Below are 13456 nucleotides of genomic sequence, written 5' to 3'. Positions count from 1 at the left end.
CGCGCGCTGAGTCAAAGACTGTTCCTGTTACTCAATGCGTCGTTATGTTCATTTAGACTTTGTCTAATTAACTCGATTAATTCCCGCGATGCTTTAGGGAGTGCTTTATCTTTTAACCAAATCAGATAAATCGGAACGGAAAGTTGATTGTAGGTATTTTTAAAATCAATTTGGATTAAACGCCCAGCATCAATATGTGATTTGACCAATGAATATGGGAAATTTCCCCATCCTAAGCCGATCTCAACCATATCAATCGCCGTTTGTAGATCATTGGTTCGCCAATAAGATGCAGCAATTACCGATCTTAGATCTGCAATATCAAGCGCACTACTCGCAACAACAATTTGCCGAACATTAACCAAATCCTCAATATAAATAGGATGAACTGCTTGACTCATCAAGGCATGATTTGCAGAGATTGTTGCAACAACAACCTCCATGCTGACCAACTGCAAATGTTCTTGCATTTTAATATGTTGCCCTGAACCCGCTAAACAGATTGTGATTTGTTCTGAATACAGTAAATGCAAAATATCATCTTGTGGTGCAGTAATGATTTCGATATTGAGCAGTGGGTATTTTGATGCAAGTTTATCAATAGATTGTAAAAGTTTTTGATTATTTACATCTGATACAACACCTATTTTTAAAGTACTCTCCAAACCTAAGGACAGTTCATAAGCATGTTTACTCAATTGTTTTAATTGTTCTGAGATAATCCTTGCCTGTGGGGCTAGGGCAAGTGCTGACGCTGTTGGAATCACTTTGCGGGGTGTTCTTTCAAACAGTTGTAAGCCTAATTCTGCTTCAATATTTGCAATACCCATACTGACGGCTGATGGTACTCGATTTAAGGCACGAGCCGCAGCAGAAAAAGAGCCTGTATCCAGTACTTTTACAAATAATTCTATATTTTCGCTGGTGAAATTCATAATTGGTATCAGTCAAACTGAAAGCTATTGTCTTTATCTATTATTATAACTGAAATTAAAATAGCTTTTTTGAAAATCTGTTTGGGTAAGTTTATGCAAGGTCTTAAACGTAGAGTAATTTATGTAAGTACCTATGAAATCATTGGACTGGGTATTTCTTCTTTGGGGCTGGCACTACTTTCGGGTACACAATTAACCCATACAGGGCCTTTGGCTTTCCTGATTACCACGATTGCTGTGAGCTGGAACTTTATTTATAACTTAATTTTTGAAGCATGGGAAAAACGCCAAACTTTACGTCAACGTACAGTAAAACGCCGTGTAGTTCATGCGATCGGATTTCAATTAACCTTAGTAGTTTTTCTTATTCCATTGATTGCATGGTGGATGAATATTAGTTTTCTAGAGGCATTTTTATTAGATGCTGCTTTAATTGTTATCATTCCAATTTATACATTTATTTTTAATTGGTCTTTTGATCGATTATTTGGTGTTCCACTTTCCGCTCAAGCTTAAAAAATGTAATTGTTTCTGCTTAAATTATTGTCCATTCAATTGAATGGGCAATAATTTAGGTTTTTCCTAGCACAATAATTTCTATTTAGGGTCTGTTGACATTTCATAAATGGCTTGCGTTGTAGGTTAAAATTGAGCAGGCAAGGCATGAAACGAAGAGAATAGCGAGACTATTTTCGAGTTTCATAACGTAGGCTGAGATAATTTTAGCCACAACCCTTCGGGACTAGCGTGTTTTTTGCCGCTACGTCGTTACGAACTACTCATTTAGAATGACTAAATTACGTATTTCGCGCCTAGTATCGCCTAAAAAACACACGTAGTCGCAAACATAGACGAATTGTCAACAGACCCTAATGCTTCATATTTATACGACAGCTGATGTCGCAACAATAAAGAAATCACCATTGTTGACCGCTCATAATTTATATAATCACTAAAGTTCATTCGGAAAATTAGGTGTGAGTGATGACAGAGCGTATTAGAGAAAAACTGCAAATTTTAGCAGATGCTGCGAAGTATGATGTGTCATGTTCATCCAGTGGCAGTAACCGCAAAAATAAAGACAGTGGGCTAGGTAATACTGGGGCTGGAATTTGCCATAGTTATACCGAAGATGGTCGATGTGTATCGCTGCTTAAAATTTTATTTTCCAATGTGTGTATTTTTGATTGTTCATATTGTGTTTCTCGCCGTTCTAATGATGTCAAACGAGCTGCTTTTACGGTACAAGAAGTTGTTGATTTAACCATTAATTTTTATAGAAGAAATTATATCGAAGGGCTGTTTCTCAGTTCAGGAATTTTTAAGTCAGCAGACTATACCATGGAGCGTATGCTACAAGTCGTTAAAAAGTTACGATTAGAAGAAAACTTTAATGGCTATATTCATTTGAAAACAATTCCAGGTGCTTCACAGGAGATTATCCATGAGGCAGGGCTTTATGTAGATCGGATGAGTATCAATTTAGAAATGCCTACCGCAGAAGGTCTTAAAAAGTTTGCCCCTGAAAAAACCCATGATGAAGTGCAAAAAGATTTGGGCATTGTTCGAGACCGTTTGATTCAATTTAAAGATGAAAGAAAAATTATAAAAACTGTGCCGAAGTTTGTTCCAGCAGGACAAACAACTCAAATGGTGGTGGGTGCACATAATGAAACGGATCAGGATATTATCTTAATGGCTGATCGTCACTACAAAGAGTTTAAACTCAAACGGGTATATTTTTCGGGCTATATTCCGATTAATGATGAAGAAAAAGCGTTGCCTTCGGTAGGTTCAGCACCGCCATTACTGCGTGAAAATAGACTGTATCAATCTGATTGGTTAATGCGGTTTTATGGTTTTGAAGCAAATGAAATTGTTAATGCAAAGCATCCAAATTTAGATTTAGATATCGACCCAAAACTGAGTTGGGCATTACGTCATCCTGAACAATTTCCTATCGATATCAATCAAGCTGAATATCGAATGATCTTAAGAGTCCCAGGAATTGGGGTCCGGTCAGCTAAGAAAATTGTTCAAGCACGTCGCTTTGGTAAAATTCATATTGATCAAATCAAAAAATTGGGGATTGCTTATAACAGGGCAATGCATTTTATTCGTTGTGCTGATACCCCTCCATTTTTAAAAGATCAATTACCCAGCCAAATTCGCCAGAAAATATTACAGACAGGGCATTCAAAATATACTCAACAACTTTCACCCCAGTTGGATTTGTTATTCTAAATGGCGAAATATATTTTTGATGGGACCATGACAGGGGTTTTGTGCTGTGTATTTCGTGCATTTCAATTTAAAGAGTTTGATGTCATTGTCTCAAGTGAAAACAACACTCAAGCCGCTTTATTTGATGAAACGATTTTTGTTGAATCCAATGACGCTCAAGCCAACAGAGTTTGGCAAGGCCTAAAGTTAAAAGTTTCAGCAAGTGGGTTACGTAACTTTTACTATACTTTTTTATCTGAACAGGAAGATGCTTTTCAACATCTGTTTAATTTTAGTGTTTATGCATTCTTCGCTCAAAAAGCGATTGATCGAGATTTTGGTCATCCAGATGTTTTGGCACTGTCAAAATGGGCCAAACAAGTGGGAAGAGAAAAGCACCGTATGGAAGCTTTTGTTCGCTTTAAAAAATGTAAAGATGAATTATTTTTAAGCTTGGTTAAGCCAGATTTCAATGTTTTGCCTTTGATCGAAAAGCATTTTAAAGCCAGATATCAAGACCAGCGCTGGCTTATTTATGATGAAAAACGAGATTTTGGTATCTATTATGATTTAAGACAGGTTCATCAAGTCAATATGAATGTCTTAGAGATTGATCAAAAGATTCATCAAGGTTCTAGTCAAGATTTTAGTGTTGAATTAGATCATCAAGAGGTTCTATATGATCAGCTTTGGAAAGATTATTTTAACAGTGTAAATATTTCAGCGCGGAAAAACATTAAACTACATATTCAATATGTACCAAAGCGATATTGGCGCTATATGAACGAGAAAACGGTTTAAAGATTAAATTAATGATATCGCCTGTATCTATAGCTGGATCTTGAATAATATAGTTTTGGTTTTGATGTTTGTCTGGCTTTGTCTATGGTATTGCTATGGATTATATGAGCGGCGCCACAACAGTTATTTCTTCCCGAATTTTTTATTTAATCTTTATACGTCTCAAAAGAGGGAGCGATTACATGAATACAAAAAACATGTGTGCTGTCTATTTTAAACACTGTAATGCTTATGATTTAAGGTCTTCACTCTTTACACAGGCAAAGGTTTTATGTTTATTTTTTGAATAAATCTTATACAGTTTTTTTTATTTTTTCAGCTTTCTATTTTATTTGAAAATACTATCAAATGGTATAATTTATTCATTTATAAGTAATTGTAATTTATGTTGATTTTATAGTGGTATGTGATTTGTGTTGTTTTTATTTTGTTGATATGTTAATTATAAAATGCAAAATACATCACAGAATAATATACAAGGAAATACCACATGAATAGAATTTATAAACTAATATGGAATGTAAGCCTAAATGCTTGGGTAGTATGTTCAGAGCTTGGGAGAAAAGGGAAATCATCATCGAAAGTGACTTTATTGATTGGTGGTGTTCTGATTTCCTCAGCGAGTTTAGCTGTAGAGTGTACGCAAGGAACAAATGGCTCTGTTACGGTTAATAATACAAATAATACTGGAGCAAATATTAACTGTGAGGTATCTACTATTTTACCTGAAATAGGAAATACAAGTATTTGGAATACTGGGTTTTTAGTTTATAGCCAAAATGCCAACAGAAGCATAACGCTGACCAATGATTTAACTACAACACTCAAGGGATCGGGGGGGATTTCAGTCTATGGAACTGCACCTAATTTTACATCTTCTTTTAATGCCGCTGGAAAAAAACTCGATCTCACGATTACAAATTTAGATAGTAATAGTAGCAATCCAAATGGGGATAATATTGCAAAAATAGGACTGGGAGTATCGCATGGGGGTACTTCAACTATTGGTACATTGAATCTTACCATGCTAGATTTACCCAAAGGGCCAACATTTAATGAACGATTTGAGCACTATGGTGTAGTTGTGGGGTCAAGTGTTAATTCAGCAGAAACAGCTGCTTTTAATGGGATGAGGTCCAAAGCTATATTTGATAATTTAAATATTAAAATGAGTGCAAATAATAACCCATCCTTTTTATCAAATTATCCGTTAGTTGTCGGTATTCGTGCAATTCAAGGAGCACCACAATCTTCTGGTAATGGTGCTGCTGGCTATGTAGAGGTGAATAAAGATTTAAACATTGATATTAAAAATCAAAAAAATGATGCAATAGGAATTTATATTTCTGGTTCTGAACAAGGTGGCGTGGTACCAGAAGTTCATTTAAATAATAGCAATATCAGTATTGAGAGTACATCTACTCGCGCAAACGCTATTCGTTTAGGGAAAACAGCAGCAATTGGTACAGGCGAAGGTCGTTTATACTCCAAAGGAAAAATGATCATAGATACGACTAAAGCGCTTAATGATTCTGCAATTGATATTATTTGGCAGGGCGCTTTACTGGATGCCAATGCCGCTACCTCTAGTACTGAGATTAAAGCAGGCAGGGAAGCTATTAATATTAGTGGTAATTCAAGTCAAGCTACAGATCAAACAATTACAACATTTAATAATTTAATCATTAATAAAACAGCTACAAGTACGGCAAGTTTAATTACTGTAGGAACAAACCAAAAAAACTATATTTTCTCTGCTAGAGGTGATAACACATCACTGATTTCTAATACGGGAAATAATGCGTATTTGATTGATGTTCAAGGAGCAAGTACAACGCCAAGCCAAGTCAATTATCATTTTGAAAACGGATATATGCAGGGACTTGTAAATAAAACAGACAGCTCTACTTTAAATCTCAATTTAAAAAATAACGCGACTTGGCAATTGGAAGCGAATGGAAATAGTACTCAAGCGAACTTTACAACATTAAATTTAATAAATTCACAACTTGTTGCTCATGATGTGAATCGCAGTAATCTACTTACAAATACACAATCTGCTTTTAACTTAAAAGGAAACGTTGTTGCATCCAACTCTCAAATTGATCTGGCTAATGGTGTGGCTGGAGACAAATTAACCATTACTGGCGACTATACAACTGGAAATAATACTTGGCTAATGGACTCTTATTTAACGGGTCTTGGACAGAGTGGTGATTTAGGTGTAGATGGTAAATCATATACAGATAACGTCAAAATTACGGGTAATGTGATTGATAAAGGTATTGATTGGGTTTGGGTCAATAACTTAAATCTGGTTGATCCAACTGGAAAAGAATCCATTTTGATGTATGACATCGATGGTGTATCTAATGGTGAATTTCTTTTACAACGCCGTGTTGTAAAAGGCGGCTATGAATATCTGTTAAATAAGCATGCGAATGGTGATTGGTATCTTGAAAGTTTCAATATGAAAGGTGAAACGGGTGATACCGGAGCGACGGGTTCTACTGGAGCCACAGGTGATACTGGAGCGACGGGTTCTACCGGAGCGACTGGTTCTACTGGAGCAACAGGTTCTACAGGTGCAACGGGTGATACTGGAGCCACAGGTTCTACGGGCGCAACGGGTGATACTGGAGCCACAGGTTCTACAGGCGCAACAGGTTCTACGGGCGCAACGGGTGATACTGGAGCCACAGGTGCAACTGGAGCCACAGGTTCTACGGGCGCAACGGGCGATACTGGAGCCACAGGTTCTACAGGTGCAACGGGTTCTACGGGCGCAACGGGTGATACTGGAGCCACAGGTTCTACTGGAGCCACAGGTTCTACAGGCGCAACAGGTTCTACCGGTGCAACGGGTGATACTGGAGCCACAGGTTCTACAGGTGCAACGGGTTCTACCGGTGCAACTGGTTCTACAGGCGCAACGGGTGATACTGGAGCCACAGGTTCTACGGGCGCAACGGGTTCTACAGGTGCAACTGGTTCTACAGGTGCAACTGGTTCTACAGGTGCAACGGGTGATACTGGAGCGACTGGTTCTACAGGTGCAACTGGTTCTACAGGTGCAACGGGTGATACTGGAGCGACTGGTTCTACTGGAGCAACAGGTGATACTGGAGCCACAGGTTCTACCGGTGCAACGGGTGATACTGGAGCCACAGGTTCTACGGGCGCAACTGGTTCTACAGGTGCAACGGGTGATACTGGAGCGACTGGTTCTACAGGTGCAACGGGTTCTACGGGTGCAACAGGTTCTACGGGCGCAACTGGTTCTACCGGTGCAACGGGTGATACTGGAGCCACAGGTTCTACGGGCGCAACTGGTTCTACAGGTGCAACTGGAGCCACAGGTTCTACAGGTGCAACTGGGGATACAGGAGCAACTGGTCCAACAGGCAGTACAGGTCCACATCAACCAGTCATTCGCCCAGAGGTTGGTAGTTATACTTTTAATGCCAATATTGCCAATAACTTATTTGTCCATCGTTTAGAAGATCGTATTGGTGCAAGTGAATACACCAATATGAATAAAGATGATGTCGGTCAACTCTGGTTAAGAGCTGTAGGGGGCTATAATGAATTTGAAGATAAATCTGGACAGATTGATACCGATGGTCATCATTATGTTTTACATGCAGGTTTAGGTTTGGCAAACTTTGGCGAAAAAGATGAATATAATGTCGGCTTAATGGCTGCTTATGGTAATGCAGGCAGTGATTCCAAATCATCAATTACAAATTACAAATCATCTTCAAAACTCGATGGTTATGGCTTTGGTCTGTATGGAACTTGGTTTGAAAATCCGACTGAAAAAACTGGTGCATATGTCGATACATGGGCAATGTGGAGTAAGTTTAAAAATGAAGTATCTGGACAAGATTTTGGAACAGAAAAATATGATTCTTCAGGAATTACGGCCTCAATAGAAGCAGGTTCTAGCTATAAACTTGGACAAAGTGAAGGCGTTAGTTATTGGATTCAACCACAAGGTCAATTTATTTACCAAGATGTTCGATTAGATTCATTTAAAGAAAAATCTACAGGTACGTTAATTGATGAAGGCAAGGGCAATATTCAAACTCGTCTTGGAGCAAAAGCCTTTCTTGTGGTCCCTACAGATATTGCAGCTAGCTCAAACTATCGCCCATACGTCGCATTAAATTGGATTTATAATTCTGAAGACAAACTTGTGAAGTTAGATAATAGTTACTATGGCATTTCTGGCAACTCAAATTTGGGTGAAGTTAAATTTGGTGTTGAAGGGCAAACAAGCAAAAACAGTTATGCATGGTTTAATCTTTCATATCAGATGGGTAGTAATAACTATAGCGATTTCATTGGAAATATTGGTTGGAAAGTGAATTTCTAATTCTAGTATTTAAGTGTTCTTAAAAGAAATCCATCAAGAAGCCTTGCAATGCAAGGTTTCTTTCATATAGAAGTATGTAAATAGAATCAAAGAGAAAAAATATGTCACTTTGCTTAAATATGATTGTAAAAGATGAAAGTCATATCATTGAACAAACATTAGAAAATATATGTCAACATTTTAAGTTGGATTACTGGGTGATTTCAGATACTGGATCTAGTGATCGTACACCAGAGATTATCGAAAACTTTTTTAAAGCGAAAAATATTCAAGGTGAGATAATTTATGAAGCTTGGCAAAATTTTAGTTATAACCGTAATATTGCTTTAAAAGCTTGTCTTGGAAAAAGTGATTACATTCTTATTTTTGATGCAGATGATTCAGTAACAGGTGAGTTAAGTCTACCGACTTTACAGAAAGATGCTTATTATTTTCAACTTTCCAATGAAGATCTCTCGGTAAAATATTTAAGAAAACTCATTATTAAAAATAATGCTCAGTATCATTGGCGCGGTGTTTTACATGAATATTTAGAAAATAAAAATGAGCAAGAGGTAGGGGAAGTTCAAGGCGCTTATGTCGTTATTTCAGGTCGAAAGGGTAATCGGAGTTTAGATAAAGACAAATACTTAAAAGATGCCAAAATCCTTGAAATGGCTTATATCTCTGGTGATGATCCAGATTTATTACCACGTTATGCATTCTATTGTGCACAATCATATAAAGATGCAGGACAGATAGATAAAGCAATAGAATGGTATCTAAAGCGGGCTGAATTAGATATAGGTTGGTATGATGAAAAATACTGTAGTTTTGAGCAATTGGGTTTACTTTATGAAAGTGAAAAAAATTACAAAGATGCACTATCGTATTGGCAGATGGGAATAGCCCATGATCCACACAGAGCTGAGTGTTGGTATCATTCGGCTAGACGGCATAGTTGGGATCATCATCCTGAATTGGCTTACTGTTTTGCCAAACAAGCCAGTGAAATAAAAATGCCGGAAGGTAATCGTTTATTTTTAAAGAAAGATATTTATAAATTTTGGTCACTATATGAATGGTGCTTAAATGCATACAAACTTGGAAAAATTGAAGAGTCCTATCAAGCCTTTAAAAAATTAGTTGAACATTGTCCAGAAGACCTTGTCAATCGTTTAACAGATCAAATCAATGAATATCGTTGTTTTATTATGCAAGACTCTTTTTATGAGGGGCAGTTGTTGGCACTGAATTTACATCGAGTTGGAAAAAAAGCATTATTAGAAAAAATTTTAAACGGGAATTAAAAACCGATATTCATTGTTGAGTAAGTTAAATGAAAAACCTTATAAACCCTAGTTTATAAGGTTTTAACGCATCTACTCAGAATAATATAAATCAGATTTCGGGATTGATCATTTATTCACTTTGGGCTTAATCATCTAGCACTTTAGACTGCCGTTCATTATCTGCTTTCCCAATCTGCCAGTAAGAACAGGCATAACAATCCTCTTTGCCCCAATCACTTTGTTTTCTTAAGATATTACGACATGCGCGTACGGCTTGTAGTTCAGCGGTAATATGTGCAAAACGGCTTGCTGGTAGATTAATGAATTCAGGATGGCGTAACAATTCGTCAGCCAATAAACTTTGCTGAAGCGGGTTTGGATTGAACAGCCATGTTTGCTCTAAATCAGCTTGTGTATGTAGTTCGATTTGATCTTCTACAGTTGCCACTTCTGCAATGACATATACTTTGGCATCAGCTGTTAATTTTTCTAAGATCGCTTGAGTAACTGCAAGTCCAGTCCCATCAGTGATAATGAGATAATGATTCAGCCCTGTAGGGATTGAATTTTTAGCGGCAGTAGACATGGTTACGCCAATTTGATCTCCAGGTTGAGCACGATCTGCCCAGTGACAAGCCACCGTATCTGTACCATGCATTGCAAACTCGATGGTTAGGGTTTTGTTGACTAAATCAATATCTCGATGGGTATAAGTCCGAATTTCTGGCATCATCTCAGGATTACTGACAATCCATTTACGCTGATTAAAATCAAAATCAGGAATTTCTATCGCAGTTTGATCATGCCTTGGAATAAAAATTTTATTGTTATCACCAATACTGGTGTATTTGAATTTCTCTACATCTGCACAGTCAAAAATAATACGAACATAGTTTGGACCTAGATATATTTTCTCTTTTACTTGAATAAAAGTGCGATGTGCATTCAGCGCCATGATTTATTCCATATAAATAACAATAATTCTCATTATCGTATCGACTTTTACATGAAAATGCCACTATTACCGCGAGAGTTGATGATAAAACTGCAAAGATACTCTATATCCTGCATCAATAAATCATAAACAATTTAATCTATCTATTTGTATTATTCAGTATGAGGAGGAATAACATAAGTCACTGAATCATATTTAGGTTTCTTTTTATATTCAGAAATAACCCCACCTAAAGATTCTGCGATATGACGACTGGCATAATTTTCAACAGCTACAGGATAAATAAAATTTTTAAAACTCAAATTGACTGAAGCCCAATGAACCATGCTTGTTACCGCATCTTTACCAAATCCTGACTTATGTCGATCTTCTCGAATCCAAATGCCTAATTCAGGTGTTTCCGTTTGTATTTGATGCAATCCTGCAAGGCCAAGAAACTCATGATTAGCAACGTTTCTGACGACGAAAATTAACTCATTCCCATCGTTAATATTCTCTAGCCATTTATGCCAGATCTCATTAAACTCTTGACGGTTTTGCGGAGGATCCCAAGCCATATATCGAGTTAAGGTGGGAGTAATATGCTGAAATACCTCATCAGCATCTAAAGATGTAAATGGTTTTAAAACAACTTGAGAAAAATGGATCTCTATATTATTCCAGTTCAAAAAAACCTCGAAAATTCAGAATTACAGTTAATTTATCGTATAGCAGACAAAAGGTATATGGTTAAAATCAGGATCGGTTTAAGCTAAAAACCAATCCTAAATTGAAGCCAACAATAGGGATGTCGATTCTAACTCTCTGACTTTATTATTCTGAATATCAAGTTTCAATTTAAATCCTGTATTCATAGCAATCAGAATTTTTATTGATCTACTTTAATCAATAACCCGCGGAGTAAAAGGTTTAGTGCTGTTCTTCCAGACTTGAGTCTTTGATTATGGTCTTCACCATCAGCTATCCAAAACGCGGCTTCAGCTAAACTACCATAAATTAAGCAGGCAAGTGCTTGCGGATCAGCTTGCTCAATGATTCCTTGCTGGATAAGTTGCGCTATCTGTCTTTGCATCGAATCAATACAGTGTTGTTGCGAATCTATAGATGCACTACCCAATACCGCTCGTGCATCGCGCAGTACGATGCGTTGATATTCTGATTCTATTGCCATGTCTAGATAAGTATAACAACGCTGACTAAATCCTGACCAAATATCTTTAGCTTGTTCGGAGATCACATCTAAACGTTGATCCATTTCATGATCGATTTGTGCAACGACTGCAGCCAGTAATCCTTTTTTATCACCAAAATGGTGATACAACGCACCACGAGTGAAACCTGCCTGTGCGGTGAGATCATCCATTGAGGTATCGGCATAACCGCGTTCACTAAAGACTTTTCGAGCCATCGTAATCAGTGCAGCACGGGTTTCTTCCATTTCAATACGAGTACGACGAACCATCAACTTCTCCTTACATACGCTTCGTATGATTATTTACATACGCTGCGTATGAATGTATGCTTTATTCATACGCAGTGTATGTATTTTTACTGAATCCTTATATGTTTGCAAGAGATTGTATTCAGGAGAGTCTGATGATTGGTCCATATAGAGAACTATTTTTTATCACGGGTACCCAAGGTTTTGCTTTGGCTGGTCTATTGGCTCGGATTGCCTTACCGATGACCGGCATCGGTATCATTGTTATGTTATCTCAACTGAGGGGGAGCTATGCGCTGGCTGGTGCAGTGTCTGCGGTATTCGTATTGACATACGCATTAGTGTCGCCACAAGTATCAAAGTTAGTTGATCAATATGGACAAAGCCGCATACTGCCTATCGTAACAACGATCAGCAGTATCGGTTTACTGATATTGGTATTTGCTTCATGGTGGCGGGCAGCTGATTGGACGTTGTTTGTGGGGGCATTATTGGCGGGTTTTATGCCCAGTATATCTGCCATGGTAAGGGCGCGTTGGACGGCAATATATGCTGGACAAGCTCAATTACAAACCGCTTACTCACTAGAAACAGTACTAGATGAAGTCACCTTTATTATTGGCCCGCCATTGTCTGTTGGCTTATCGATAGCAGTGTTAGCACAAGCAAGTTTACTGGTTGCAACATTGTTGTTGATTATCGGTGTTTTTTTACTGGTGTTACAACGAGGTACAGAACCCCAAATCGACACACAAGATTTAACTCATAAGCGTTCCGGCTCAATCATTATGCTTGTTCAGATACGCTTGCTGACATTGTTAATGGTTGGAATGGGGATCATTGTAGGCACGATTGATATCGTTAGTGTCGCCTTTGCTGAACATCTTGGTCAGCCTGCAGCTGCCAGTTTGGTACTTTCTGCATATGCGTTAAGTTCATGTTTAGCTGGCTTATTATTTGGTGCAGTTAAATTGAAAATGTCTTTACAGCATCTCTTATTACTCGGAGGCGTGGCAACTGCAGCGAGTACATTACCCTTATTATGGGTGAATAGTATTACGATGCTGGCAAGTAGTGTTTTACTGGCAGGGATATTTTTTGCACCGACAATGATCGTCGCAATGGCACTGGTTGAGCGCATTGTGCCAAAACATCGCCTGACGGAAGGTATGACATGGTTACTGGCTGGGTTAAATGTTGGCGTGGCACTAGGCGCAGCAATCTCTGGACAAATGGTTGATGGCTATGGGCTAAGATCGGGTTTTCTCGTTGCATTATGCGCAGGGGATATGGTGTTGGTGATTGTATTATGGGGACATTACCGTATGGCTAATGACAGCATAGCCATATCAAATGATCCGTCATGATGATCAGTACGATTCTTTTTGCTGTGCTTTCTGGAGTGGTCTTCAATTGAGGACTTTAGTTTAAGTAAATGCCATGATTTATAAA

At 37.9% G+C, this 13456-nt stretch carries 10 protein-coding genes; 6 read left to right on the top strand and 4 right to left on the bottom strand.

Going from position 1 to position 13456, the window contains the following annotated elements:
• Positions 1-11: 11 nt before the first annotated feature.
• Positions 12-935, bottom strand: a complete 924-nt coding sequence (locus tag ACQ7EO_RS12490; RefSeq protein ID WP_434277473.1) for a LysR family transcriptional regulator — start codon at positions 933-935, stop codon at positions 12-14.
• 93 nt (positions 936-1028) lie between these two features.
• On the opposite strand from ACQ7EO_RS12490, the gene ACQ7EO_RS12485 reads away from it, so the two are divergent.
• The 5 genes from ACQ7EO_RS12485 (at position 1029) to ACQ7EO_RS12465 (ending at position 9626) form a co-directional block, all read left to right on the top strand.
• Positions 1029-1451 carry a PACE efflux transporter gene (locus tag ACQ7EO_RS12485; RefSeq protein ID WP_434277472.1) on the top strand — a complete coding sequence of 141 codons (423 nt, stop codon included), beginning with the start codon at positions 1029-1031 and terminating at the stop codon, positions 1449-1451.
• 468 nt (positions 1452-1919) lie between these two features.
• Positions 1920-3179 carry a putative DNA modification/repair radical SAM protein gene (locus ACQ7EO_RS12480; RefSeq protein WP_004821029.1) on the top strand — a complete coding sequence of 420 codons (1260 nt, stop codon included), beginning with the start codon at positions 1920-1922 and terminating at the stop codon, positions 3177-3179.
• Positions 3180-3959, top strand: coding sequence for a TIGR03915 family putative DNA repair protein (locus tag ACQ7EO_RS12475; RefSeq protein ID WP_270385629.1), 780 nt, complete (start codon positions 3180-3182; stop codon positions 3957-3959). It abuts the gene before it with no gap.
• A gap of 490 nt (positions 3960-4449) precedes the next feature.
• Positions 4450-8337 (top strand): autotransporter outer membrane beta-barrel domain-containing protein, encoded by a 3888-nt coding sequence (locus ACQ7EO_RS12470; RefSeq protein WP_434277471.1) that lies wholly within the window; start codon positions 4450-4452, stop codon positions 8335-8337.
• Positions 8338-8438: 101 nt separating this feature from the next.
• On the top strand, positions 8439-9626 hold the full coding sequence (locus ACQ7EO_RS12465; protein ID WP_303578114.1) for a glycosyltransferase: 1188 nt from the start codon (positions 8439-8441) through the stop codon (positions 9624-9626).
• Positions 9627-9753: 127 nt separating this feature from the next.
• On the opposite strand, the gene ACQ7EO_RS12460 is transcribed toward ACQ7EO_RS12465, so the two are convergent.
• The 3 genes from ACQ7EO_RS12460 to ACQ7EO_RS12450 form a co-directional block, all read right to left on the bottom strand.
• Positions 9754-10563, bottom strand: a complete 810-nt coding sequence (locus ACQ7EO_RS12460) for a siderophore-interacting protein (protein ID WP_244015763.1) — start codon at positions 10561-10563, stop codon at positions 9754-9756.
• Positions 10564-10715: 152 nt separating this feature from the next.
• Positions 10716-11231 (bottom strand): GNAT family N-acetyltransferase, encoded by a 516-nt coding sequence (locus tag ACQ7EO_RS12455; RefSeq protein WP_303578115.1) that lies wholly within the window; start codon positions 11229-11231, stop codon positions 10716-10718.
• Between the two features lie 200 nt (positions 11232-11431).
• Positions 11432-12025, bottom strand: coding sequence for a TetR/AcrR family transcriptional regulator (locus tag ACQ7EO_RS12450; RefSeq protein ID WP_434277469.1), 594 nt, complete (start codon positions 12023-12025; stop codon positions 11432-11434).
• Positions 12026-12159: 134 nt separating this feature from the next.
• On the opposite strand from ACQ7EO_RS12450, the gene ACQ7EO_RS12445 reads away from it, so the two are divergent.
• Positions 12160-13371: an MFS transporter gene (locus ACQ7EO_RS12445; RefSeq protein ID WP_434277468.1), complete on the top strand. Its 1212-nt coding sequence runs from the start codon at positions 12160-12162 to the stop codon at positions 13369-13371.
• The last annotated feature ends 85 nt before the right edge of the window (positions 13372-13456 follow it).

The sequence above is a fragment of the Acinetobacter sp. CE-15 genome (assembly GCF_051059255.1).
Lineage (GTDB): Bacteria > Pseudomonadota > Gammaproteobacteria > Pseudomonadales > Moraxellaceae > Acinetobacter > Acinetobacter guillouiae.
Note: the sequence above shows the minus strand (reverse complement) of the source record. Positions and strands in the feature narration are given on the sequence as shown.